Annotated in this window: 18 protein-coding genes; 7 read left to right on the top strand and 11 right to left on the bottom strand. The window is 50.6% G+C overall.

Features of this window, described 5'->3' with window-relative positions:
• The first annotated feature begins 103 nt into the window (after positions 1-103).
• The 3 genes from AAC022_RS16575 to AAC022_RS16565 all read left to right on the top strand — a co-directional run bounded on the left by AAC022_RS16575 (position 104) and on the right by AAC022_RS16565 (position 3,013).
• Positions 104-1,042 (top strand): alpha/beta hydrolase, encoded by a 939-nt coding sequence (locus tag AAC022_RS16575; RefSeq protein ID WP_339732762.1) that lies wholly within the window; start codon positions 104-106, stop codon positions 1,040-1,042.
• A gap of 146 nt (positions 1,043-1,188) precedes the next feature.
• Positions 1,189-2,019, top strand: a complete 831-nt coding sequence (locus AAC022_RS16570; protein ID WP_339732761.1) for a haloacid dehalogenase type II — start codon at positions 1,189-1,191, stop codon at positions 2,017-2,019.
• A 310-nt stretch (positions 2,020-2,329) separates the two neighbouring features.
• Positions 2,330-3,013 carry a hypothetical protein gene (locus AAC022_RS16565; RefSeq protein ID WP_339732759.1) on the top strand — a complete coding sequence of 228 codons (684 nt, stop codon included), beginning with the start codon at positions 2,330-2,332 and terminating at the stop codon, positions 3,011-3,013.
• Positions 3,014-3,049: 36 nt separating this feature from the next.
• On the opposite strand, the gene AAC022_RS16560 is transcribed toward AAC022_RS16565, so the two are convergent.
• The 6 genes from AAC022_RS16560 to AAC022_RS16535 form a co-directional block, all read right to left on the bottom strand.
• Positions 3,050-4,363: a hypothetical protein gene (locus tag AAC022_RS16560; protein ID WP_339732757.1), complete on the bottom strand. Its 1,314-nt coding sequence runs from the start codon at positions 4,361-4,363 to the stop codon at positions 3,050-3,052.
• 96 nt (positions 4,364-4,459) lie between these two features.
• The gene (locus AAC022_RS16555) at positions 4,460-5,803 is read right to left on the bottom strand and encodes a hypothetical protein (RefSeq protein ID WP_339732756.1); all 1,344 of its coding nucleotides are present in this window, start codon (positions 5,801-5,803) and stop codon (positions 4,460-4,462) included.
• A gap of 63 nt (positions 5,804-5,866) precedes the next feature.
• Positions 5,867-7,579, bottom strand: coding sequence for an ankyrin repeat domain-containing protein (locus tag AAC022_RS16550; protein ID WP_339732755.1), 1,713 nt, complete (start codon positions 7,577-7,579; stop codon positions 5,867-5,869).
• A 95-nt stretch (positions 7,580-7,674) separates the two neighbouring features.
• Positions 7,675-8,496, bottom strand: a complete 822-nt coding sequence (locus AAC022_RS16545; RefSeq protein WP_339732754.1) for a glycerophosphodiester phosphodiesterase family protein — start codon at positions 8,494-8,496, stop codon at positions 7,675-7,677.
• A 162-nt stretch (positions 8,497-8,658) separates the two neighbouring features.
• On the bottom strand, positions 8,659-10,146 hold the full coding sequence (locus AAC022_RS16540) for a DUF1501 domain-containing protein (protein WP_339732753.1): 1,488 nt from the start codon (positions 10,144-10,146) through the stop codon (positions 8,659-8,661).
• Between the two features lie 7 nt (positions 10,147-10,153).
• Complete coding sequence (locus AAC022_RS16535; protein ID WP_339732750.1) at positions 10,154-12,931, bottom strand: PSD1 and planctomycete cytochrome C domain-containing protein; 2,778 nt, start codon at positions 12,929-12,931, stop codon at positions 10,154-10,156.
• A 362-nt stretch (positions 12,932-13,293) separates the two neighbouring features.
• Between AAC022_RS16535 and AAC022_RS16530 the strand changes: the two genes are divergently transcribed.
• The 3 genes from AAC022_RS16530 (at position 13,294) to AAC022_RS16520 (ending at position 17,293) form a co-directional block, all read left to right on the top strand.
• On the top strand, positions 13,294-14,451 hold the full coding sequence (locus AAC022_RS16530) for a hypothetical protein (protein WP_339732749.1): 1,158 nt from the start codon (positions 13,294-13,296) through the stop codon (positions 14,449-14,451).
• Between the two features lie 178 nt (positions 14,452-14,629).
• Positions 14,630-15,817 carry an Ig-like domain-containing protein gene (locus tag AAC022_RS16525; protein ID WP_339732748.1) on the top strand — a complete coding sequence of 396 codons (1,188 nt, stop codon included), beginning with the start codon at positions 14,630-14,632 and terminating at the stop codon, positions 15,815-15,817.
• A gap of 30 nt (positions 15,818-15,847) precedes the next feature.
• Entirely contained in the window at positions 15,848-17,293 is a 1,446-nt protein-coding gene (locus AAC022_RS16520; RefSeq protein WP_339732745.1) for a sulfatase, read from the top strand.
• Here the strand turns inward: AAC022_RS16520 and AAC022_RS16515 are convergent.
• The 3 genes from AAC022_RS16515 to AAC022_RS16505 form a co-directional block, all read right to left on the bottom strand.
• Entirely contained in the window at positions 17,290-18,699 is a 1,410-nt protein-coding gene (locus AAC022_RS16515) for a DUF1501 domain-containing protein (protein WP_339732743.1), read from the bottom strand. The two genes, AAC022_RS16520 and AAC022_RS16515, sit on opposite strands and share 4 nt — an antisense overlap.
• Positions 18,700-18,931: 232 nt before the next feature.
• Entirely contained in the window at positions 18,932-19,891 is a 960-nt protein-coding gene (locus tag AAC022_RS16510; RefSeq protein ID WP_339732742.1) for an amidohydrolase family protein, read from the bottom strand.
• Between the two features lie 99 nt (positions 19,892-19,990).
• Positions 19,991-21,466: a sulfatase gene (locus AAC022_RS16505; protein ID WP_339732740.1), complete on the bottom strand. Its 1,476-nt coding sequence runs from the start codon at positions 21,464-21,466 to the stop codon at positions 19,991-19,993.
• Positions 21,467-21,751: 285 nt separating this feature from the next.
• On the opposite strand from AAC022_RS16505, the gene AAC022_RS16500 reads away from it, so the two are divergent.
• Complete coding sequence (locus AAC022_RS16500; protein WP_339732737.1) at positions 21,752-24,181, top strand: MJ0042-type zinc finger domain-containing protein; 2,430 nt, start codon at positions 21,752-21,754, stop codon at positions 24,179-24,181.
• A 12-nt stretch (positions 24,182-24,193) separates the two neighbouring features.
• Here AAC022_RS16500 and mntR read toward each other — a convergent pair whose 3' ends face one another.
• Both mntR and AAC022_RS16490 read right to left on the bottom strand, forming a co-directional pair.
• Positions 24,194-24,613: a manganese-binding transcriptional regulator MntR gene (gene mntR / locus AAC022_RS16495; protein WP_339732735.1), complete on the bottom strand. Its 420-nt coding sequence runs from the start codon at positions 24,611-24,613 to the stop codon at positions 24,194-24,196.
• A gap of 335 nt (positions 24,614-24,948) precedes the next feature.
• Entirely contained in the window at positions 24,949-25,158 is a 210-nt protein-coding gene (locus AAC022_RS16490; RefSeq protein WP_339732732.1) for a hypothetical protein, read from the bottom strand.
• Between the last annotated feature and the right edge of the window lie 105 nt (positions 25,159-25,263).

Below are 25,263 nucleotides of genomic sequence, written 5' to 3'. Positions count from 1 at the left end.
AATTGAAAGCAGATGTGTTCAATGAGAGAAGTTACTGGCGTTCAGTTAAGGCACTGATTTCTGAAGCGAGAACCACTAGGGGAACTACTAGGAGAATGACTAAATGAAACCACTGATCTGTACGATGTTGATCATGCTCTTAACAGGAACCGTTCTGTGTGACGGGCCGATAGTAGCGCAGCCGCCGCCGCGAGAACGATCCCGTCGTTTACGCGATTCCGTGGTCGAACATCGTGATCTGGAATATGCCAACATAAATGGGAAACCGCTGTTGCTCGATCTCTATCTCCCTAAAGGAGTCAAAAATCCACCACTACTGGTCTGGATTCATGGAGGAGGCTGGCGCAATGGAGACAAAGGACGAGGCGGCAAGTTGCTGGCTGTGGGAATCAATGCCGGTTATGCGTGCGCCAGCATCAACTACCGTCTGAGTGGCGAGGCAACGTTTCCGGCACAGATTCATGACTGCAAAGCTGCGATTCGCTGGCTGCGGGCGCACGCCGACAAGTATGGTTACGATGCCCGTCGCATCGGCGTGGGAGGTTCCTCTGCCGGCGGTCATCTGGTCGCGCTATTGGGAACCAGTGGAAGTAACAAAGACCTGGAAGGGAAAGTGGGCACTCACCTTGATCAGTCCAGCAGCGTGCAGGCGATCTGCGACATGTGGGGACCGACCGACTTTCTGCAGATGGACGCGCATGCTCTTCCCGGTGCCCGTTTCAAACACAACGATCCCCGTTCGCCTGAATCGTTGCTGATTGGCGGCCCGATTCTGGAAAACAAAGACAAAGTCGCCAAAGCCAACCCGATTACCTACATCGACAAACAGGACCCCCCGTTTCTGATCATTCATGGCTCAAAAGATCCTCTGGTGCCCGTGCATCAGAGCTACTTGTTGCATCAGGCGCTGCAGAAAAAGAAGGTGCCCGTCACACTGCGGGTCGTCGAAGGAGCCGGACATGGTGGCCGTGAATTCAATGCACCTGACATTGACGCCCAGATCCTCAAGTTCTTCGATGAGCATCTGAAGCAGCCAAAGTAACGGCTGCATTAAAGTGCGGGGGCTCAAATTCTTCTCGTCTTGCCAGGCTGAATGAGCTGGAATGAAAAATCCATTCCTGTATACTGTAGCCACTGTTCTCGCATCAGTCGCAGTATTGTGTGATCAAAAAGAGGAAGGACGAAGGGATGTCGCCTGCTCACGAATCGGATTCAACGTCAGCCGCTGCCAACAGTCGCCGGCTTTTTCTGACTGCCGGTGCCGGCATCGCTGCGGGGATGCTGCCAACGCTCATTTCAGCGCAGGAACAAAGGGAGCCCACGATGAACTCACGACCGAAGTGTCTGTTCTTTGACGTCAACGAAACGCTGCTTGATCTGGACTCGATGAAAGCGAGTGTCGCACAGGCCCTCGGCGGCCGTCCCGATCTGCTGCCGCTCTGGTTTACTACGATGCTGCAGCATTCGCTGGTCGCGACGGTCGGTGATCATTACGACGATTTCGGCGTCATCGGCGCCGCCACTTTGCAGATGGTGGCCCGCAATGAAGGGATCGAACTAACTGATGAAGACGCGAAACAGGCGATCTCTCCGATTCGCTCGTTGCCCCCGCACCCCGATGTGAAGCCGGCCCTCGAACAACTGAAACAAGCCGGCTATCGGATTGTGACGTTAACGAATTCCTCGCAGGCGGGCGTCGATACGCAGATGAAAAATGCAGGCTTGTATGATTTGTTCGAAACCCGGTTGAGTATTGAAGAGCTGCAGATGTTCAAGCCACACTCGCACGTTTACAAATGGGCGGCCCGCAAAATGAAGGTGCCGCCGGAAGACTGCATGCTGATCGCCGCACATGGCTGGGACATCGCCGGTGCCCTCTGGGCCGGCTGGCGCGGCGCGTTTGTCTCACGCCCCGGCGCCCAACTTTATCCCCTGGCAAAGCAACCCGAAATCATCGAACCCGATCTGCAACGCGTAGCCGCACAGCTGGTGCAGTTGGGAACCGACTGCTGTCAGTGATTCATTGAAAATACAGTAAGTAAAATTAAATATATTTGGGCTGAATGAGTATTCGTGTTGAGCATTGTGAGCAAGATCTTGCGAGAAATTAACTCACTCAAAGACGGACAGGCTTAACGAAATTACTCGTGAGTGAAGCTGTAGAAACGAATTATTGGAATCCTGAATGCTGACAGAATTTTCGAATGATTATATCTCGGTTTTAATCCCGGATAGCTGTCATGCCTCACCGAATCCCGGCCCGACGGTCTATCATTTTTACCGTCACGATTTCGAGACAAAGAAAGCGTCCATTGATATTTCAATCTGTTTGTTTCAGGCTGTTTCTTCGAAGAAGCTTGAAAACGCAAGGGGATATTTTCGTCAAAATATTCCGTATGACATGGCTCATAAACACAAAGGTACTTCGAACATACTCCCAAATACAGAAGAAATTATTGGGATTGAAATGTTCGACGAAGAAGTCAGCTTCATGGGTTATATCTGGAATCTATTTCTTGAATATCCCAGTCAGAGGTATGCTGAGATATATCTTAGGTCTTCTGAACCATTTGAACGAGATAAAAAAAACTGGCATGAAATTATTTCCAGTTTCAAAATCAAATCTTGGGGTTTTGAAGTCCCGGAACTTCCCGAACTGCCTCCTCGAGAAAAGACCCTTGTTACTCCTGAGCAGATCCACGAGTTGCAGCAGTCGCTACCGCAGGAAGTGCAGTATCTCACTGATTCCATTGTAAATCTGTTGGACCTTCATGAAGAAATCGTTTACGAAGACGCATTCGATATTATGCATGATTATGACTTTGAACCGCTCTATCGAATCGTGCGTCAGCAAATAGACGCACTCTCGGTTCCCGATGCAATTGAAACCATCAAATTGCATGGAAAGCATTTGAAATCCTGGCATGATCGTCATGAAGAATCACTCTTTTCCGGGCCAGTTGAAATCATTGCCATACAATTCGACTTTCCTATGTATATACTCCGAGATTGAGGGAATCCAGGAACGTCGAATATGCTCCAGATCGATTCAATCCAGATCCAAAATATCAATTTCATACTTGAGTTCGGGCATACGTTTGAGCGTGGCGGTTGAGAAACCCTGTTCGTCGGGGCCGTTGATCAGCGCATCGTAATTCAGCATGAGATCACAGAGGCCGTGATACTCAAAGCTGTTGTTGACAATCTCAAGTAGGTTATCTTTCTCGAGTGGGATTTCCAGTGTCCTTAATTCTGATTCGAAATGTATGCCATCGGAGTCTGATTCGAGTTTTTCGTCGCAATAACCGTCTTCGTCATAGTGGTAAAAGCGAACGGTTTGATTTTTACTGCTGACCTCGAAGGCAAAGCCGCTAATCTCACCTGTTTCAACGATTTCTTGGGACTCTTCGATAATGTCCCGACTGTCTGGATGCGATACAAAATAAGTTCTTTTTATTTCCTTGAGCATCAGTCCCAGAATAAATCGTTCTGGTAAGGCAAATGTCTCTCCTGTGATATTATCCAAAACAGCCTCTGATTCTTTTTCGGCCCGCTCCTTTGAATCGGGCCAGATTGTATCCAGCAAGGCTCTCAAACCCAGTCCGATGTGAACGTCTATCGCAGCGTAAGCATACTCTCCATCCAGTGAAGAAATACCATGCCAGAGCCGGGGCTCATTCGAACTGAATGGTTTTTGAGAGCGAATCGATTCCAACTGCTCATCCCTGTCCTTTTCGCAAATAGGATCATCTGTTCTTTCAGGGAAGATACAGGGGACGCTGGGATCCGGTACGAAAACGACCATCTGCCCCCGGGGGAACGCACCAGACCAGCCACAGGGATAGCCCCCTGCCTGGTAAATGGGAAAGATGCTTTCGTGGAAAAACCCGCTCTCTTTATTGAAGAGTGTTCTGCTTTTGCAGACCATATACATCCCATCGACTATGAGATCGGCTTCTTCCTTACTCAGGATCCCTTTGAGCTGATCATTCACCAGGATGAAGAGCTGTTTCCTAAGTTGCTCGAACACAGTATTCAGAGCGAGCTCTAACTCCTTGATCTTGATATAAATCCCGGGCCAATCTCCATACTCCATCAGTTTGTTAACGTCGTCACGCAAAAGATCATCCCAGTCAACGCATCTGATATAGGGTTTATAATCAACCCCGCAATCATTCATTGACTTTCGATACAAGTTGATCTCATCAAAAGTATGAATCAGCTTGATCTTGTAACCGGACGTTTCTGCGAACTGCTGATCGAAAGGAACTGAGAGGAGTTTTCCGGACTGCACAAAAGCGATGACTTCCTGAACTGCGTCGTTGAGAGGACCGAAGTCGAGCTGATCGAGGGGTGTCGTCATGAAGTTTCCAGTGATAAACAAGTTATGACACTAAGCTGGTGAGAATCGGAACGATTTTAATGTAATGTAAGCCGGGTGTGGAAGTTCACGATATCCTCAGTCCAGATTGAGGATATCGATTTCATACTTGAGATCAGGCATTCGCTTGAAGGTGGCGGTTGAAAGGCCCTGTTCGTTGGGGCCACTGATCAGCGCGTCATCATTCAGCATCAGATCACAGAGCCCGTGATACTCGAAACAGCCGTTGACGAGCTCAAACAGGTTTTCTTGCTTCAGCGGAATGTCCAGAGTTCTGAGATCAGACTGGAAATGAATCTCATCAGAGCCATCCAAACCCGCTTCCAGTTTTTCGTCGCAATAACCGTCTTCGTCATAGTGGTAAAAGCAAACGGTTTGATTTTTGCTGCTGACCTCAAAGAAAAAACCGCCGGTCTCGTATTCGTCAGTGATATATTTTACAAGATTTGCTGTATCAATTTGGCGACCACTGGAAATAAAATAAGTTCCCTCAATTCCTCTAACAGTCAACAGTACCAGAAAGTGCTTAGGCAAGATAAGTTGTTCTCCTGCGATGTCACCTGACAGTGAAAATAAATCTCGCTTGTGAACTTCTTCCAGAAATCCACAAACCAGATCAATATGGTCTTCCAGGTAAGCATAAGCATACTCTCCCTCTAGAGATGAAATGCCGTGCCAGAGCTGAGGTTGATCTGAGCTGAACGGTTTTTGAGAGCGAATCAATTCTGGTTCTTCCTCCCATGCCGATTTCCACGCCTCAAGGTCCGCAAAAACGCGAGGCTTTTTCTCTTGGGGAAACCTACAGGAGATACTGGGATCAGGCACAAAGACTGCCACCTGCCCGCGAGGAAATGCACCAGACCAACCACAGGGATACCCGCCTGCCTGATAGATGGGAAACAGGGTCTCGTGCATACACGGATTGTCTCTGCCGAAGAGCGCTAGGCACTTACAGATCATATACAATCCTTCGGCAACGCAAGCCGCCTCATACTTAATCCGGATCTGGTTGAGTTGATCATTCACCAGGATCTGATTGAGTAGATCATTCATCAGGATAATGAACTGATCCCAGAGCTGCTCAAACTGGGGAGCCAGAAAATCACTTAACTTGTGGATCTCTTTAAATTCTTCTGTCGTATTTCCCCAGTTTACTAATATGCCGACGTCTCGGCGTAAAAGATCATCCCAGTCAATGCGCTTGATATACGGTTCGTAATCATCCATGCAATCATTCATAGACTTTCGATACAGGTCAATCTCTTCGAAAGTATGAATCAGCTTGATCTTGTAACCGGATGTTTCTGCCAACTGCTGATCAAAGGGGGTCGACAGGAGTTTCCCAGACTGCACGAAGGTAATGACTTCCTGCACCGCGTCGTTATGAGGACCGAAGTTGAGTTGATCGAGTGGCGTTGTCATGAAGTCTCCAGTGGTGAATGTTTTGATTCAGGGGGAGGATCATTGTTATAACTCAACGGAATTTTATTTGAATTTCTTCGCTGCCCGGTTGACCAGCTTTTTGATATTGGGATGAGTGTGATCCAGATTGGCATAAAAAACAGCGTCAGCACTACTACTCCTGGACTTGTGCGGGTTCGCGCCTGCACTGAGCAAAGCCTGAACAGACTCCAGGTGCGCGAGATCGATTGCCCAGACCAAGGGGGATCCTCCATCGCCTGCACTCAGCATCAATGAGGCATTTGCATCAGCCAGAATTTGGATCATTTCAGGATCATTCTTCCAGACTGCGATACCCAACGGGCGCACCCAAGATAAACCATGACCGAAGTAGTGTGGGTCTTCCTCCATGACATTATAAGGTCTGGGTTCCTCGGCATTCGGGTCCTCCACGCCAAAACGAAATGACTTTGACTGGGTATCCGAATTCGCACCAGATTTGAGCAGCAATTCTGCCAGTATGTGATGACCACAGATCACCGCCATCGCCAGGGGAGTGACCTGACCGGCAAAAGGGAGAAGATCACCCCGGTGATTCACATTCACGCCCTCTTTTATCAGTTTCCTGACCTCTGTTATTTTATTCTGTCTTACCAGCCCCAGCAGATCATCAATTCTGGTATCGAGTACACCAGCCTCAATGAGCGCCGCTTTAAAGTCCAGATAGCGTTGATGCGTGTCTCCCCAGCGAGGCTCGCTGTAGAGTCCCATCAGTTTTGTACTTCCACTTTCAGGCTCTGCCTGCAGATCGGTGCCTGCTTCGATGAGCCGGATTGTAATGTTCGCTGAGTGAAGCAGCTTTTTCTTCTCTTTTTGTGGATCATATCGATGGGACTTTAAGAAACTCCCAAAATGAATTGCCTGACGGCCTTCCGCATCTCGCAGATTCAGATCGGTACCCGCGTCCAGTAAGAGATTGACGAACTGAATTTCTTCGCGATCCACTGCGTCCATTAAGCAGGTTTTTTTCAGATCGCCGGGATGATTCGGGTTGGCACCATGTTCAAGCAGGAGGGACATCATCTTTGCAGACTGCCTGAACAGGGCTGTCGCCAAGGGATGATCTTCAGTTGGTACAGGGTTTGGATTGGCTCCCGCAATTAATAATGCCTCGGCAATTTTCAATGCGTTGAGGTCCACTGCGAGTTTCAGTGGAGTGCTGTCGCACTTATATTCTGTTTTAAACTTGGCATTTACCGGCACTCCATTTTTGATCAAGGCCCGTACTGTTTTCAGAGATTTTTCCTCGATCGCCTGTTTCAATTCTGGATCAATTTGAGGCAGGTTGCGACCTTTTTTACGGCTGGGATACAGAGTGTCTTTTACCAGTTGTTTTGCAGTCTCTGATTGGGTACGTTCAAACAGATATTTCGCGACCTGTTTTTTCTTCGCCAGAAATGCTCTTTCGAGTGGCGTCTGATAGACATCGTCCAGTTCGTCCGGGTCGGCTCCCTGTTCAATCAGCAGCTTGACCATCGGCAGAGTCCCCTGCTCGGCTGCACGATGCAGATATTCGTTGTCTTCCAGACGTCCCCAATACGTATTCTGGAACTCCTCGAATGTCATGCCGTCTTCGAACAGATTCTTCAACGTGCTCGTTTTATTTTTTTCAACCAGTTCAAACACATCGCCCCAGTCGATCGCATCCATCGGCTCTCCCGTGAAAGGATTGATTGCTTGAGGACGCTTCTTTTTACTGGTCTGTTTTTTTCGTGGCGCTGATTTCTTTTTGGCCATGTTGATCTGTCCCGGTTGTATCTCGCATGCAAGTTCGCGCAAAAAACAGTTCCACTGGTTGTATCAATGGAGACGAACATACTCTGGTGGTGATTTTATTTCAACTTGAGCAACAACCTGGGGTCATCAGTGTAGATCCGCTCGATGCCCTGCTTGAGTAGTTGTTTCATCAGCTTCGGGTCGTTGACAGTCCAGGCGCCCGGTTCGAGGCCGGCGGCTTTGATTTTCTGGATCTTCTCCGGGGTGATGCCCTGATGATTCAGGACGAGGGCTTCGAAGCCGCGTGCTTTGGCGATTTTGATGTCGGCGTCGATATCGGTATTGGCGCCGCGGTCCCAGAAGACGGGAATCTTAGGAGCCAACTGTTTGACTTGGGACATATAGGTCAGGCTGCCGTCATTGAAGCCGACCCAGGGGTCCATCTTGAGTTGTTTGACCAATGCGACCGCTTGTTTCACGCAGTCAGCTTTGGGCTGAATGGAGACGCGGGTGCGGTGCTGCTGCTTGACCAGCTTCAACACATCTTCGAGAAGTGGCATCTGCTGAAACGGGCACTCCTGTTTTGTTTTCTGATGCCGTTTGCGGAAGTCAGTCGCGACGTCGACGGTTTTTAGTTCGGCGTAAGTCGAGTGAGCGACAGTCCGACTTTTATCGCCGACCCTCTTGGTGGTTTTGTCGTGCGTGACAACGAGCTTGCCATCTTTGGTGAGAAATAGATCGAGTTCGATCCAGTCCGCGCCGACTTTGATACCACTTTGAAACGCGGGTAACGTGTTCTCCGGAAACTCGCTTGAATTGCCGCGATGGGCGGTGACGCCGTTCTTTAAAAACAGTTCGGGGGTCGCCTGGTCACTGGCAATCAAAGTGCTTGATTGTACTAAGCAGACGATGATCGCGAACAGGGAAAACAATTTCATCAGAACTCTCTCTCAATCGAAGTGGTGACTGGTATCAGAAGACACGTTCATCATGACAGAGACACTTGAGAATTCCAAGAGGTCGGCAAGATCTCAGCGACCGAATTGAGGCGTCTTCAATAAATCTTCATGAATGACTGAGAGCAGCGGGACATCGACACATTACGCAATGATATCGTGTACGACGTGGGTCGGGTGCTGATGCGTCAGACGTTCTCCCAGGCCATTGCGATCGTAAACCAGCTTCTCGTGATCCATGCCCAGCAGATGCAGGATTGTGGCGTGCCAGTCCTGAATGCTGACGCGGTTTTCGACCGAGGCGTAGCCGACTTCGTCGGTATTACCGTAGACGAGGCCCTGTTTGACACCGCCGCCTGCCATCCAGGCCGAGAACCCATACGGGCCATGATCGCGGCCAGCGACGTTCATCTTGGCAGCGGAAGTGATCTGTGCGGTCGGCAGGCGACCAAATTCTCCGCCCCAGAGAACGAGTGTGTTATCCAATAAGCCGCGCTGCCGGAGATCTTTCAGCAGGCCGGCAATCGGGAGATCGGTCTGCCCGCAGGCGTTGCGGAGTGATTTGTTGATATTGGAATGATTGTCCCAGATCTGGCCGCGGGTGTAGAGCTGCACGAAGCGGACGCCGTTCTCAACCAGGCGGCGGGCCAGCAGACAACGTCGACCGAAACTGTCGGTCTCTTTCTCATCGATACCATACATGGAAAGCGTTTGTGATGTTTCCTGCGAGATATCCAGCGTCTCTGTTGCTTCGAGCTGCATATTGGCCGCCATTTCGTAGTTCTGAATGCGGGCTTCGAGTTCCATCTGGCCGGGGCGCTGTTTTTGGTGCAGGCGGTCGAGTTGTTTGAGCAAATCCTGTTTGGTACGGGCGACCTGTTCTACGCTCGAATAATCGGGTGCCAGATTCAACAGCGGAGAACCGGTGGCCTTCATGCGGGTTCCCTGATACAGGGGTGAGAGATAGCCGGACATCCAGTTGTCCACATTATTCACGGGCAGGCGATTGCTGGGATCGGCCAATACGACATATGCGGGCAGGTTCTGATTTTCATTGCCCAGCCCGTAGGTAATCCAGGAACCGAGGGCCGGATGGCCGGGGAAGGTTTGTCCCGACTGCAGTTTGTAAATGGCGGGCTCGTGGTTGGGGTGCACGTTATACATCGAACGGACAATGGTGAGTTCATCGACCTCCTGTGCGATATGCGGCAGCGCATCGGAAACCCAGGCCCCCGTTTTGCCACGCTGTTTGAATTCGAAAGGGCTTTGCATCAGCTTGCCGGTACGGTCTTTTTCGAAGACGGCGTTGCCGGTTAATTCGCGTGGTGCGGTCTTGCCATGAAACTTTTTCAGAGCTGGCTTGGGATCAAACAGATCGACCTGACTGGGGCCGCCCTGCATACAGAGATGAATCACCGAAGTCGCACGCGGGGCGAAGTGCGGGCGTTTGGGAGCCAGGTTTTCGGGGATGGACGCCGCGTGATGCTGTTGCTTTTCTGCTGCCTGCAAACGCTGCTGTTGACCAATTAGCGCCGTCAATGCCACGCCGTACAGTCCGTCTGTCATGCGGTCGAAAAAACTACGGCGCGAGATTTCAGACATCAGCGAATTGTGTGATGGTGGAACAGGCATGGTCGTTTCAATCGATGTAAAGAAATTCGGCGGAGTTCAATAACACGTGACAATATTCGGTTAAACCATCGGGGGCGGTTTTGTCTTTCTGCTTCTGGTTCTCAACTGGCTGACCTAATAACTTAAGCGATGCCAGAGCAATCTCTGTTTCCCCAGGCAGTGGATCGCGTTGAAACGCCAGTTGATAAGCGGTTTCAATCTGCAGTTTCGGATCGTTGCCTGCACGGGTTCGAACCTGTTTGGCAAACAGGTCGGCGAGGTCATGCACCAGTTTATTATTTACCAGCAGCAGCGGCTGCGAGACGACGGTCGAATTCTGTCGAGCCGTACAGTTCGGATTCATTTGAGGCAGATCGAAGACTTCCAGAAACGTGGGCATTTCCTTGCGACGATGACGGACATACACGCTGCGCCGCCAGCCCTGTTGGGTTCGCTTCGCAGTGACGAGTCCATCGGGGCGGACTTCCACGGCGGCCGGTGTTCCGAATTGAGTTTCATCCAGTTCACCAGCGGTAAATATCAGCGAGTCGCGTAGTTCTTCTGCTTCCAGTCGTCGCAAAGGCATCCGGGAGAGAAGCCTGTTTTCGGGGTCGCTCTTTTGATGTTCGGGTGTGATAGCAGACGACTGCCGATATGCTTGCGACGTCATGATTAGACGGTGCAGTTTTTTAAACTGCCAGCCCTGCTTCACAAAATCGACAGCCAGCCAGTCGAGCAGTTCCGGATGACTGGGCGGCGTTCCCAACGCACCGAAGTTATCCAGACTTTTGACGATCCCGGTGCCGAAATGTTTCTTCCAGATACGATTCACGATGACACGCGACGTCAGCGGATGATCGGGCTGCGTCAGCCAGCGAGCAAAGGCGAGTCGGCGGCCGGTTTTCTCGGTCGTCTGTTTGATCGGTTCCACATGATAGGGTGAAATACCATCGGCAATCGCAGACGGCGGTCCCGGTTCAACGAGTCGCGTCGGCTGGTTTTCATCGCCCCGGCGATAGATGTAGGTCGGCGAAGGACGGCCGCGATCCCATAAGGCGCGGATCATGTTGGGGGTTTTTAACTTCGCTTTTAACTCTTTGAGTTGCTTGTCGAGTTTTTTCTTTTTTGTTCTATCGATTTTTTTGACGTTCAGTTTGGCTTCTATTATTTCGATCTTTTTTTTGATCGGTGCGTTATGCTCGTCGATGGCCCGTTGTTCCTCTTCGGGAATGATCGTCAGTAAACGACTGCGGGCACGCTTCCACTGATTGCTGAACGGTTGCGGCGTCATCCAGTCGTATTCGTCGTAGGCCCCTTTGAAGATGGCCATCGCGCGGTAATAATCGCGTTGAGGAATTGGATCGTATTTGTGACTATGACAGCGGGCGCAGTTCATTGTTAAGCCGAATACGCTGCGGAAGAGCACATCGATTTCATCCGAGATGACTTCCATCCGATCGGAAACACGGTTCACGGGATTCGCAGACGTTCCATCAGGGGCCATCCGCAGAAAGCCGGTCGCGACCAGCTTTTCAATCACCTCGGGTGTGGCACTATTCGGAGCGGCATAATCGACGAGTTCATCGCCCGCCAGTTGTTCGGTCAGAAAGACATCATAGGGTTTATCTTCGTCGAAGGCGCGAATCACATAATCGCGATATCGGTAGGCGTATTTGCGGATCAGGTCGGCACTGCGTTTGCCTTCGGAATCGGCATAGCCGGCCAGATCCAGCCAGAAACGCCCCCACTTCTCGGCATAACGGGGAGACTTGAGCAGCCGGTCGATCAACGTTTCATAAGCGTGGTCGCTTTCATCGGCAAGGAACGCGCGGACTTCTTCAGGAGTCGGCGGCAGACCTGTTAACGTAAACGTTGCGCGGCGGATGAGCGTGCGTTTGTCTGCTTCAGGAGCGTATGACAAATTCTGTGCTTCCAGTTTATGGAGCAGGAAAGCATCGATTGGATTTTTAACTAACTCCGCATGCTTCACTGTGGGAGGCGTCACCTGCTGCGGTGATTGGAACGACCAGAACTGGCGGTCTTCTTTTGAAACCAGCGGGTCCTTTGCGAGGTTGATTTCCGCGGATTCGTTGACTTCGTTAAGTCCCTGCGCGATCCAGTCTTTGAGGGTGGTCAGCTCTTCAGCCGTCATCGGTTCAATGCCGGCGCGGCTGATTTCACCTTTGGGAGGACAGGTCTTTTTTACAATGTATTTGATTAGCAGGCTTTCAGCCGGTTTCCCTGCAATGACGGATGTCCCCGCTTTGCCACCCGTGAGGATGTTGGCTTTCGAGCGGACATCGAGGCCCCCCTCCTGGTATTCGGGGCCGTGACACATTGCACAGCGACGATACAAAATGGGGAGCACATCATGCTGTGAAAGGACCGTTGTTGTTGATTCTGGTTTTTCTTTGAAGTGTAAGCCGGAGTGAATCCACTGACGGATGGTTTCCAGTTCCTGTTTTGACAACGGGGGAGAACCTTCGGGGGGCATTGCGCCATCGTGCAGATATTCATACAGCAAACTTTCGTCCGGTTTGCCTGCAACCAGTCCTGCACCCGATTCGCCCCCTTTCAGGAGACTGGCGGTTGAACTCAGGTCGAACTCCGCTTTGCGATTTTTCTCGCTGTGACACTTCACGCAATGCTTTTGAAAAATCGGCTGAACTTTGTCTTCATAGGCAATCGGGGGAGACTTAGCAGATTTCGTTGGTGCCTCGGCTGCACAGGCCAGTGGCGGCATGTAAAGCAAGACCATCAGACAGTTCAGCAGCAAACTAAATACGATACGCCGGGAAACGACCATTGCTGAATGTTTCTCGTCATTTGAGGATGGAACAGGCGGGACTGGTAATCTCGTTGGATTACCAATGAACTCTTGCTGGTATCGACTCCGAAGGTTGGGCGACGCCCGGTTTTATCGGAAGAAAGTTTATTATAACAGAATACGCATCAGTAATGTCAAGCGCGTTGGGCGATCTTACCAGAATTGAAATGTTTTGATTGACGACCCTATTTCGCCTGATTTGCACAATATGCAGAATCGGGGTAAACGGTCGTTAAATTCACAATCTTGTTGACTCTCAAATTTGAGGGACTTACGATTGAGTTCGGTTGGAGGGTGTGGATTCCCGCTGTTTCAAATTTCATTTTTCAGGAACCAGTTTGATGATCAGATCGCAAATCATGAAAGCAGGCGTCGGTATCGTAGCGCTTTTGCTGTTGCTCACCGGAGGCCAGACGATACAGGCCGGCGTGACCAAAGATGCGGCGAGTAAGTATCTCAACAATGTGCAAAAGGGAAATCCCGGTTTTAAGTCGGTAGGCAAGATTACATTTGGACCCAGCGGATTGCTGGTGGTGGCGGACCCTGCGAAAGCGACAATCACCGTCATTGATACTCACGATGCAGGACCACTCAAGAAGCTGGAAAAGAAAGTTCCGAAAATTGATGTCGCGGTTGCCGCCAGCATGGGTGTCGAACCGGATCAGCTCAATATCGTCGACATGGCGGTCAATTCACAGAGCGGCAAAGTTTATCTTTCGGTACAGCGTAAGACCGACGGTCAGCCGGCGATTCTGGTGATTGATGAGAAAGGCAAGGTCAAAAACTTTGATCTGTCAGAAGTCGATTACATTCAGGTCGCTCTCCCCGGCGGCAAAGATTCGAAAATCCGAAACATCACCGGCGTGGCATTGGCCAGCGATCGTCTGCTGGCAGCAGCACAATCGAACGAAGAGTTCGCTAACAAAATTTATTCGATCCCACTGCCCCTCACACACGGTACGTCGGCTGATATCTACAGTGCCGAAACTTATCATGTGGCGCATCGCCGCTGGGAAACGAAAGCACCGATTCAATCGTTCGTGCCTTATTCAAACAAAGGCAAGAATTATATTGTCGGTGCGTTTGCCTGCACGCCGATCGCCAAGTTCCCGCTGGACGAACTGCAGTCAGGCAGTAAAGTCAAAGGGACGAGCGTGGTGGAACTCGGTTCGGGCAATCGTCCGCTGGACATGCTGACGTACGAAAGTGACGGCAAGGAATGGCTACTGACCAACACGTTCCGCTTTCACTGGAAAAAGAGCATGTATGGCCCGAGTAAATGGTGGGGTGTCCGCGTTAATATGGACTACCTTGACGCGGAAGAGATCAACGAAGAAGCGGCCCGCCGCGATGTGAAACAAAACCAGGGGCCGAATGGCATTGAAATCGTCGAGCAGCTTTCCGGTGCTGTGCACATTGATAAACTGCAAAAGAAAGAAATCGTCGTGCTGCGTGATAACGAAGGGCACCTCGACCTGGAAATTGCAGAACTGCCGTAAGGGGTGAATGTCTTCAAATACACAGGCTCTTTCCGGTTCTGTTTATGAGCGGGAAAGAGCCTGTTTTATAGTCCTTTCGAAGAAAAATGAGCGGAATGGCGCTAGCCACCGTTTTTGAAGCAGGTTCTCAACACACAAACGGCGGCTAGCGCCGTGCCGCTCACAGGTAGTGACTCTTATGGCTAAATGGCACGCATTTTTTGCAATCAGACCGGTTGGGTTATCGTTGTTATTCGTATTCAGCGCACTGACTTTTGCCGAGCAATCTCAAGCAGCTGACGCCCTCTTCCAGCTGTCGATTGAAGTGAACGAAAACGATCCCCGGTTGTGTTTGTTCGTGGTGACCGCCGTGGAGGAACGACTCTGGACAACACTCAAAACGGCAGACGAGGAACAGTTCCAACGGGTACTCTCGCTGAGACGGGAGTCACAGACTGATGATAAACTGCCAGCGATGCTGGGACGTTATCAAATCAAAGACCAGCGTCTGGAATTTAAACCCGCGTTTCCGCTGGTGCGAGGCAGTCGTTATCAGGCGGTCTTTGATCCGGCAGCATTGAAACTGACGACGAATAAAACAGAGCAACGTTTACGTAAAACGTATGCGATTCCCCTACCCGATTCAAAGCCCCCGCGCGTGACCGCCGTCTATCCTTCGAGCAAACGTTTGCCCGCGAATCATCTGAAGTTCTATATTCAGTTTTCCGAACCAATGCAACAGGGCGAGATTTTCGAACACTTTTCGCTGTTCAACAAAACCCAACAGCAACTGGTGCCTCGCCCGTTTCGGCATACCGAGCTTTGGTCTCCCGATGGCAAACAGTTGACGCTCTGGTTTCATCCCGGCAGGCAGAAGGTGGGCGTGAATTTGAATGTGGAACTGGGGGCGATTCTGAATGAGGGGCAGGAATATGATTTACGGATCAGCCCCAAATGGGCTGCGCTATCGGGACATCCGCTGGGGAAAGAGGTGAAAAAAATATTCACGGCGGTTGCCATGGACGAACGTCAGCCAGACATCCACAAGTGGAACTTGAATCAACCCACGGCGGGAACGCGCGAGCCGCTTATTTATGAGCTGGACGAGCCGCTCGATTATGCTCTGCTCTTGAGCCAGTTGACATTAAAAGACATCAACGCGAAGCCGGTTCCTGGGAAAATTGAACTGGCGGAGAACGAAACCGTCTGGCGATTTATCCCCGATCAACCGTGGCAGGCAGGCTGGTATCAACTCGCGGTCGGCACAGTGATCGAAGATCTGGCAGGCAACAGTCTTGATCGTCCGTTTGCCATTGATCTTACCAAACAACAGACACCCTCGAAGTCGGTCGACGGTTCCTATACCATGGTGTTCTCCATTGAATAGAAACACTCTCTTACTTTTAAAGGTTCACTGATGCTGCGTTCTCTGTTCGTCTTCATGTTTCTGTGTTTGTGCTTACCTGCAAATTATGCAGCCGAAAAAACAAACATCGTTTTCATTCTGGCCGATGATCTGGGCTGGAAAGATCTGGCCTGTTATGGTGGCACGCTCGCCGACACGCCACACCTGGATCAACTGGCATCGGAGGGCATGAAGTTTACGAACGCCTATTCCCCGGCTCCGATCTGCTCGGCTTCACGGGCGGCGATTCTGACGGGAAAGACTCCCGCGCGACTGCATTTTGAATTTGTGACGAAACCCGCTGGTGTCGACCCGCCGTTCCGCCAACTGCTGCCGCCCCCTTATACGCGGGAGCTGCCTTTGAATGAAGTAACGCTGGGTGAAATGCTGCAGCAGTCGGATTACGCGACTGGCTTCTTCGGCAAATGGCACGTCAGCGAACACTACAAAGGTTATCTTGGCTGGAGCCCGACGCATGGGCCGAAACAGCAGGGGTTTCAGACGGCAGTCGAAGCATTCGGCAGTCATCCCTATGCGAAGAAGTTTGACTGGAAGTCAGGTGATTTCCAGAAAGACGAATTTCCGCCGGACGCGGTGACGGAGAACGCGATTCAGTTTTTGAAACAAGAACGGGACAAACCATTCTTTCTGTATCTGTCTTACTTCCATGTGCATACGCCGGTCCGTTCGCCGACTGACTGGCTGGTTGAGAAATACGGAGACAAAGCGGCCGCCGGTTTGGGCGACGCGAAACGCCGCACACATTACGGTGCGTTCATTGAGACGCTGGATCATTATGTCGGCCAAGTGCTGGCAGCGCTGGACGAAAGCGGACTGCGCGATTCAACGCTGATTGTGTTCACCTCAGATAACGGCGGCCATCCCGAGTATGCCACCAACGGTCCACTGCGCGGAAGTAAATGGAACCTGTATGAAGCAGGTATTCGTGTGCCGTTTCTTGTACGTTGGCCGAAGCACGTTCAGGCAGGAAGCGTCTGTACGAAACCCGTGAGTGGCATCGATCTGTTTCCCACCTTCTGCGAAGTGGCAGACAGGAACTGTTCACAGCTGGCATTGGACGGTAAAAGCCTGCTGCCGTTGTTGGAAGGCAAATCAACAAGCTGGCCAACCCGCGCACTGACCTGGCATTTTCCTTATTACCATCCGGAGAAAGGATATAAAAAGGCGAAGGAGACGATCGGCGTGAATGACTTCGCGGTCAGCAAGACGCGACCGGTGTCTGCGATTCGTGTAGGGGACTGGAAACTGCTGAAGTTTTATGAATCGGGGAACCGTGAGTTGTATAATTTGGGTAGCGATCCAGGCGAGCAGAATGATTTGAGTGACCGTCAGCCCGAACGAACAGCGCAGCTGAGCACACAACTGAAACAGATGCTACAGGATATGGACGCGCGGTATCCCACGGATACGTTTACGGATCAGCCCAAAACAGATTAACCAAGTTCCGCGATCGGAGCGGAAGGGCCTTCGACCAGTGGTGTGGGACGTCCGCCCGGTTTGATCCAGTGTCCGTAGGGATCGATGCCCAGTTTCTTGAACACGGTGGCACCAAGGTCTCCGGGACCCAAACGTCGTTCGGCGATTTCACCGCCGCGTCGATCGGTGGCACCAATGACCTGACCGCCGGGCACGCCGGCACCCGCGGCGAGCATCGACATTACTGGAGTCCAGTGACCACGGCCGTTAGTTTTGGTAATCACCGGACCGCGACCAAATTCGCCGAGAACGAGGACCAGTGTCGAATCGAGCAAACCGCGTTCGTCCAGGTCGCTGACCAGTGTGGTGATACCATCATCAAAGACGGGTAGCATCGGTTTGAGACCTTTTTCAATCCCACCCCATTTGACTTCATCGCCGTGGTGATCCCAATGGCCCCAAGCATCGCTCATCGTAATGAAGGTCACGCCGGCTTCAACAAGGCGGCGGGCCAGCAATGATTTTTGACCGAACGAATGGCTGCCATATTTCTGGCGAACCTTCTCTGGTTCCTGTTTCACATCGAAGGCTTTGGCGACATTGCCGGAGAGGACCATGTCGTAGGCTTCCTGCACATAGCGATCCTGCAGGGAGAGATCGGGTGAGAGTGCAGCATGTTTTCGAAGTTGATCGAACTGGCGGCGTAGTGCATCGCGGTCCGTCAGGCGGGAGGAAGTCACACCAGCGGGCATGCCAAACTTGCCTGCGGCCTTTACGCCGTCTAATGGTTCATAGCGATGTCCCAGATGACCGGCACCATAAATATCTGCCCCCATGCTGTCAGCCAGTGCAACAAAGCCGGGCATGCCGGGAACATTCGGTCCGCGGAATTTGGCAGCGACCGAACCCATTGAGGGGTAACCGCCGCCGTCTCGGTTATCGTTGGTGCGGCGTGATTTCGGATTGGCAGCCTGGAAAGTTGTTGGTGTATGGTTGCTGGCCGTCGCATCCATGGAACGAATGATGGCGAACTTGTCCATCATCGCGGCCTGCTTCGGCATGTGCTCACAGATTTCGATGCCGTTCACGTTGGTCGAAATCGGATTAAAGGGGCCGCGAATTTCTTTGGGTGCCTGTGGTTTTAAATCCCACATATCCAATTGGCTTGGTCCGCCTGAGAGCCAGATCATGATCACAGACTTGGCTTGATATTTCTGACTGATTTGGGCCTGCGGTGCGGCCGTCGCCTGTTGCTTGAGTAATTCAGGTAACGTCAATCCTGCCAGCCCCGCCATGCCCATCTGCAAAAACCAGCGACGGCTGCCGCTGCGGATCAGATCGGAACCGGGGGCGAAGGCAGAGAACGGACTTCCACTCTGGTGATGTCTTCCGTGTGGATTATTGGGGAATGTACTTGGTTGGGACATCCGAATTCTCCCATACTCAAATCGATGATTCGATTGTTAATTAGGATTAGATACAAAGTGGCGATTCAAATAAAAAAGCACTTCTCTCTCATTTTCCTGTGGGTGAGCAGCTCAGGCAGGAACCTTAATAAGGATCAGCATACACAAATATAATCGGATAGAACAACGTGAACCTGCCCTTAATTATTAAGAAAATTCACAAATCTATTCATAGGTCCACATTCAAGCCCGGTTATGACGTCAATTTGAGGAGCTGAATGGCGTTTTCACGGTAGATCTTTGAGAGAACCGCATCAGGAAGTTCGATCTTGTCGAACAGCTCAAACTGAGGAACCTGCTGTCCGGGTGCGAGGTAATCGGTGCCAAACAGAATACGATCCTGACGGCGAATCAGGAATTCGGTACCAAATGCGAGGTCTCGGGAGATCGAATTGGCACCGGAGCCGGCAGAAAGATCACCGTAGATGTTGGGGTAACGACTCATCAAATCGTCAATCGCGCCCCCTGGTTTTACTTTGGATTTGGGATAACCTCCCAGTTCTTTTGGCGTGAGTCCACCAGAGATTGAGGCCCACCAGCCGGGACCGTGGCCGATGAAATTGAGTTCAGGGAATGTCTTGAGGGCATTCTCCAGTCGCTTCAGTCCGGGTACATCTTTCCCGCGAATGTTATCGATATGAAACAGCAGCGGAATGCCGACTTCCTGACAGGCTTCGTAAACGCGCATCATCAGCGGGTCGTCAAAGTTGAGGCCGACCTTGTGTTCGCCGAAGCCTTTCGCCCCTTGATCGACCCAGGCTTGAATCATGCTGACCAGTGCTTTGACAGAGCCGGCATGTGTGGTGCGTGGATCGACAGAACAGAAGGGAATCAGTCGATCGGGATACTGTTTCGCGGCTGCCAGAACCGATTCGGTGGTCTGCAGATATTTGGTGGATTCCGGCGAGGTCAGTGGCAGGACGACGGATTTCTCGATCTGATGCTCGTCCATCCAACTCAATAACGCTTCGGGTGACAGATTTTTTTTCGGGTCGGTATAAGTGCCGATGTGAGTGTGAACGTCGATGATCCCGGTGCCGGCTTTGATGTTCGGTTCAGCGGCTTTAAGATTACTTGCAGGCCATTGACCGGCGGCGCAACCGAGGCCAGAGAGGAACAGTGATTTTGAAAATTCACGTCGGGATAAATTCATGATGCATTCCTGTGGGTGGGTCGTTTGAAGGAAGGTTCACTTCTCGCGCACCTTCCATTCAAAACAACTGTTCCAGGAAATACAAGGCCGGATTCTGATTTAACGGGGAACGCGGCGGCGGTTTTCGAATTTGACCTGCTTGACCCCTTTGGGTTTCTGGTTGGCCTGTTCAATGCGTTCGTGCAGTTGTTTCGCCAACTTTTTGCGGATCTGTTCGGTCGCCGGATTATCGCCGATATTTTTCATTTCGACTGTGTCGGTCTCATGATCATAGAGTTCGACCCCCTGCTTTCCTTTGTCGCCCCATTCGGTGTAACGATAGCGGGGCGTGCGAATACTGTAGCCGTTCGCATACTGCGTTAACGCGGATTCGCGGGAGGCGGTGGAAGCATCTTTCAATGTGGGAACCTGACTGACACCGGAAGTCGAAGCGGGTGTTTTCAACTCACACAGTTCAGCCAGCGTGGGATAAAAGTCGACCATTTCCGCGGGGGAGAGTGCCGTTTGTCCTTTGGCAGTCACGCCGGGACCAGCGATGATCAACGGCACACGAGCTGCGTTTTCAAAGAGCGTCGTTTTCTGCCAGTGACCATGTTCGCCCATGTGATAGCCATGATCGGACGTGAAAACGATGATCGTGTTTTCATCCAAGCCGGTCTCTTTAAGCGTCGCCAGGATCTTCCCTAGCTGGGCATCGGCGAAAGTAATCGAAGCGTAATAGGCTTGAATCGCCTGCCGGGAGAGATTGTCGGGGAGATTGATCTGATTCTTTTTGCGGTTGACCGATTTGCGTGCCGGCTCGGGGATCGTCTTAAGATAACCGTCCGGAATTTGGGGCACGTTGATCTGATCGGTGGGATACATGTCAAAATAGTTTTTGGGAGCGACATAAGGCGTGTGCGGCCGATAGAGACCCACTGCGAGGAAGAACGGCTGCTTCTTCGCGGCGAATTGTTTGAGTTGTTCAACGGCAATGTCGGCAGCGATGCCGTCGGTCTGTTCCTCGTCGGTCCCGTCGGCGGCGAGCCAGCTGAGTGTGCCGCCAAAGCTGCCGGGTGTCAGACTAAAAATTTTGTCTTCGTCATCCACGTCGCGCCCGCGGGGATTGAAAGTTTGATTCCAGGAAAACGGATCATCGTGTCCGCCGGTTCCAATGTTTTTGGGGACATTGTAGTGATAGATTTTCCCGACGCGGGTGGCGAAGTAACCCTGATTGCGAAACATCTGTGACATCGTTTGCACGTTGGGCACATGCTCGCGAATATAAATCGCATTGCGATGCACGAGTGTTTGATCGGGGTACATGCCCGTCATGAATGACGCCCGGCTCGGTCCACAGAGGGGAAACTGACAGTAGGCATGTTCGAAGCGAACCCCCTGCTTCGCCAGCTGGTCAATATTCGGAGATTTCACTTGCGGATGACCGTAACAGCCAAGGTCGCAGTTCAAGTCATCACAGATTAGAAACAGGACGTTGGTTTTGGATTCGGCAGCAGAAACTATGGGCGTCGTGCATAAGACGAACAAGAACAGACAGAACAAAGATGAAATGGATCGACCGAGGCTGTGGATCATGAATTCGCTCCGTGGTAGTTTAGTGATTTTCCTGGTTGAGGTAGTACCAATCCTACCAGAGCGATCAGCCGATTTCAGCAGAGAAACCTGTAACGACCGCGAAGTTTTTCAATCGTTTTCCGCGATGAATGAAGATTCTGATCATACAAATGATCCTGCAAAACGTATGAGGTATGAAAGATCAGTGAAATATTACTCCTTATGTTTGTAAATGGGATTGATCGCACGTACCCTGCAAATTACTCTTGTTAAATAAATCATCATTCACTGTAACAGGCTGATTTCATGTCCGAGACGTTTGTAATTCAATGCCCGCATTGCGGGGCTTCGTTTAAAGCAAAATCGAAAGCCGCTTTGGGTAAAAAAGTGCCCTGCCCGAAATGTCAGACTCCGTTTGTCGTTGCCGCTCCCAAATCCGCACCCCCAAAAGTGAAAAAAAAGCAGAAGCCCGCGTCTCTGCCGGATGCCTGGGATGACGAAGATCTGAGCGAAGAAGGCCCGGTTCACAAAGCGCGTTCGACTGGTAAACCTCAGCGGTCTGGCAAGAGATCAAACAAGAAGCAGTCGGCAGGTACGACGACAATCGTGGCTGGTCTGCTGGTGATCGGGGTGCTTGTCGGCGGTGGAATTTTGTTTCTCTCATCCAACTCGAATTCATCCGATCAGAAAGCGGAAAATCTAGCACTGGAACAGAGGGATGTTTCAGAGCAAGAAGCTATAGAGAATGAGCCTGGCGAGACGCCGGTTATGAAAGCTCAGTCCAGCGATGTCTCTCCCGCTTCGAATCCGACAACGAAGCTATCTTTTAAAATCGTCGCCATTCATGAAAATCTGGGAAAGATCATTCGCTACACGAAGAACCCTAACACGAACGAAGAGAAGCAAATTAAACAGGCAGAAGGTGTGGCAGAAAGGTCATTGGGCTCAACACTCGGGGATAAGTTTCTCAATCAGATTAGTTTTCTGGACGTTGACTTAAAGAAGAAGGAGCTCTCTTTTTCCATGCGGAATCCGATTCCCGATAACCTGATTCAAGCCATTAACAGCGTTTCGTTTCAGATGGTTTCCGTCGCGCCACTGAATCGGTCGTTGCATGAAGAACTAATTGAGAAGCACGGTGCAGATAAGTTGATCGTCCATGAACTTGAGTATCATCTGAGCAACATCATTCCTGAGTATAAAAAACAGCTCGAGGAAAACTTTGAACAAGGTTCAAAGGCATTGTATCAGGCGTTGAGTCAACAGCTTGAGCAGTCGGTACCTGAATATATCCCTAACTCGCTGAAGTTGGATCTGGAATACAAAATCTTGACATTCCAGGTGATCCAACCCCCGGCCTCAAATCTGGGATTACAGATCAATCACTTACCAAACATTCCGTTGTTAATCAGTCCGTCTCCGGATCGAGAAAGAGAAGTTCGAACGGAGAAACAGAAGAAGCATGTGCAGGTCACCTACCAGATTCTTGATGATTACGGCGTGACAAAAGACGACGGACAGGAAAATCTAAGCTATAACTTTCACAGAAATATGACCCTCAGTGAATTAAGTGAAATTCTGTACGAAAAAGTCCTGGGTTTTATCCCTGGTACTCTCGATGTCAGTTTTCCCAAAAAAACGGTGACGTTTCAAATGGATCATCTGCCTGATGATGATTTAGGCACAAAAATCAGTGCGATGATGAATCACCGTAAGCTCAGTTTATCTGCGAAACCCCTGAGTGTCGGCCCTCCGGCTCCCCCCTTTCGAACCCCTGGCAGACCAATGTATTTCGTCGTCTTAAAGGTTCTTACCGTTAAAGACCCCTTTAATGAGTATCATCGCGATCAGCAGCCGGAGATGATCAAAAAATATTTGACCGAGAGTTATAGGATAATCAATAATGAAGTTGAGGGCGTCCTTGGCTGTGCGATTAAAAATTCTGCCAGGATCGATCCAGACAGGATGTATGTTGCTGTTCAGATTGATCGAGTTCCTCCGGATGACTTGGCCAAACAGATTAACGGTGCCCCTTTATTCCATCTGGTTCTGGCAGATGAAATTGTTTCGATGCAAAAAATAGAGTACGATCCGGAATCCACTGAGAAAACGCTGTATTTTCAGTTTATTGACCATGGCGATAAACTTCCTCAATTCGATCATCGGTTTATAAAACAGGCAACCAATGGAAATTTATGTGGCATTGATCGGTATATTCCAGGTTCTCTGAATATCGATTTTGAACAGGGGCTCTTCGATATCAAAGTGAGGGTCGGTGGAAACGAAAAAGAGGAAATCGAATATGCAGTTGGCTGCCTGAAGGGGATCCAGCTCGAGGTAACGCATTTGAAGACAGTGCCGCCCCAGGGAACCAAGAAGAGCGATCCCACTGGAATTGGTATCGTCTCAACTACTATCGGAGCCGATTCAACGGGCGCAAGCACAACAATGAACACGCCAGCCACGGTTTCCCCAGGTCAGAACATGAAAGTCACCATTCAATTTGGTCTATATAGCGGGAAAGGAAAATTGGCAAAGAGTGCCCGTGATGTTTTAGACGGGTTTTCCTGGGTTGATCTGAAATCGTTCAAGGTGGATGCAGCAAAAAAAGAAATTTCGTTTAATACCACTGGTCCCATGAATGAGGCGGCCCTCGATCGTTTGCTCAAGCGACAAAAGTTTTATCAGTGCGTCGTCAAGAAGGAGGCGTTGCCTGAGGAAGCTGCGAAGGAATAGCTGCCGCAAGATCTAGCGGTGCGCTTTCGAAATGAAGGCTTCCATTATATTTAGCGTTTCAGGGCTGACGTGGTGTTCGATGCCTTCGGTATCGGTGGCGGCAGTCTCTTCGCTGACGCCGTGCGCTACCAGAAAACGGAGGACGATTTCATGCCGGTGACGGGAATGTTTCGCCAGCTTTGCCCCTTTGCTGGTTAATTCGACGGGGCTATAAGGCTCAGTCGTGGCATAGCCGTCGCGCTGCAGGCGGGCAACCGTGCGATTTACGGTGACGTGACTGACGGCGAAGTATTCCGCCAGATCCTTGACCCGGCAGACGTCCTGCTCTTCGATGATTTCAGCGATGGCTTCGACATAATCTTCCGCAATTTCCGTCGCATGATCCACACGCGTACGTTCATGCTGATTCTTCGGTTTCTGTTTTTTTGCCATCCTGTCGTGCCTTCAGTCTCGATAAGTATTCGCGGGCTAATATGTTACCCAGATTTAATACGATTTAACAGTCAAGAAAGAATGAAAATGCCGAAGCCACCAACTGCTATTCGTCTGCGCAGTTTTAAGAAGTTCAAAGAGGAGACCAATTTGAAAGAGATCTTTATTTTGAGGTAAACTCGATCTCTAATGGAATCGATAGCCAATCGTTAATATCCCCTGATCCTTGCCATTGGGAACATACTGAATTTCACTCTGAATTTGGAAATAATCTCCAGCGATTGTTAAATCGATAGGACCGGATGGTACATTTGATTCACGATTATTGTGAGTCATCAGTGTGCCGCCGGTTGTGCTGTTTCCGCTGACATGAATGGATAAAAATTGGGACTCACTGAACGGCTGGCTTGAATCGTATGCTTCGACTTTTTACTCAGATCGCTGATCACCAGCGATTGGTAGCGCCTCAAGTAGAATACACCTGGTATTGTGATGCTGACGAGCAGTACCAGCAAAAGAAGGATTTTCGTTCTGGTTGTACTCATTCACTCAGTCCTGGGTAAATTAACGGATACAGAAGAAGCAAATGAGCGGGTCGGCGCCAGCCTAATGGCACTTACTTTAGAAAATCATTGTAACCCACGGCAGAC

This window comes from uncultured Gimesia sp., from assembly GCF_963976445.1.
GTDB lineage: Bacteria > Planctomycetota > Planctomycetia > Planctomycetales > Planctomycetaceae > Gimesia.
This window is presented reverse-complemented; position numbering and strand designations above follow the sequence as displayed.

Coding starts and splice junctions, on each gene's coding strand:
- AAC022_RS16575 (WP_339732762.1), top strand. CDS start 104: ATGAAACCACTGATCTGTACGATGTTGATCATGCTCTTAACAGGAACC.
- AAC022_RS16570 (WP_339732761.1), top strand. CDS start 1,189: ATGTCGCCTGCTCACGAATCGGATTCAACGTCAGCCGCTGCCAACAGT.
- AAC022_RS16560 (WP_339732757.1), bottom strand. CDS start 4,363: ATGACGACACCCCTCGATCAGCTCGACTTCGGTCCTCTCAACGACGCA.
- AAC022_RS16555 (WP_339732756.1), bottom strand. CDS start 5,803: ATGACAACGCCACTCGATCAACTCAACTTCGGTCCTCATAACGACGCG.
- AAC022_RS16550 (WP_339732755.1), bottom strand. CDS start 7,579: ATGGCCAAAAAGAAATCAGCGCCACGAAAAAAACAGACCAGTAAAAAG.
- AAC022_RS16545 (WP_339732754.1), bottom strand. CDS start 8,496: ATGAAATTGTTTTCCCTGTTCGCGATCATCGTCTGCTTAGTACAATCA.
- AAC022_RS16540 (WP_339732753.1), bottom strand. CDS start 10,146: ATGCCTGTTCCACCATCACACAATTCGCTGATGTCTGAAATCTCGCGC.
- AAC022_RS16535 (WP_339732750.1), bottom strand. CDS start 12,931: ATGGTCGTTTCCCGGCGTATCGTATTTAGTTTGCTGCTGAACTGTCTG.
- AAC022_RS16530 (WP_339732749.1), top strand. CDS start 13,294: ATGATCAGATCGCAAATCATGAAAGCAGGCGTCGGTATCGTAGCGCTT.
- AAC022_RS16525 (WP_339732748.1), top strand. CDS start 14,630: ATGGCTAAATGGCACGCATTTTTTGCAATCAGACCGGTTGGGTTATCG.
- AAC022_RS16520 (WP_339732745.1), top strand. CDS start 15,848: ATGCTGCGTTCTCTGTTCGTCTTCATGTTTCTGTGTTTGTGCTTACCT.
- AAC022_RS16515 (WP_339732743.1), bottom strand. CDS start 18,699: ATGTCCCAACCAAGTACATTCCCCAATAATCCACACGGAAGACATCAC.
- AAC022_RS16510 (WP_339732742.1), bottom strand. CDS start 19,891: ATGAATTTATCCCGACGTGAATTTTCAAAATCACTGTTCCTCTCTGGC.
- AAC022_RS16505 (WP_339732740.1), bottom strand. CDS start 21,466: ATGATCCACAGCCTCGGTCGATCCATTTCATCTTTGTTCTGTCTGTTC.
- AAC022_RS16500 (WP_339732737.1), top strand. CDS start 21,752: ATGTCCGAGACGTTTGTAATTCAATGCCCGCATTGCGGGGCTTCGTTT.
- mntR (WP_339732735.1), bottom strand. CDS start 24,613: ATGGCAAAAAAACAGAAACCGAAGAATCAGCATGAACGTACGCGTGTG.
- AAC022_RS16490 (WP_339732732.1), bottom strand. CDS start 25,158: ATGAGTACAACCAGAACGAAAATCCTTCTTTTGCTGGTACTGCTCGTC.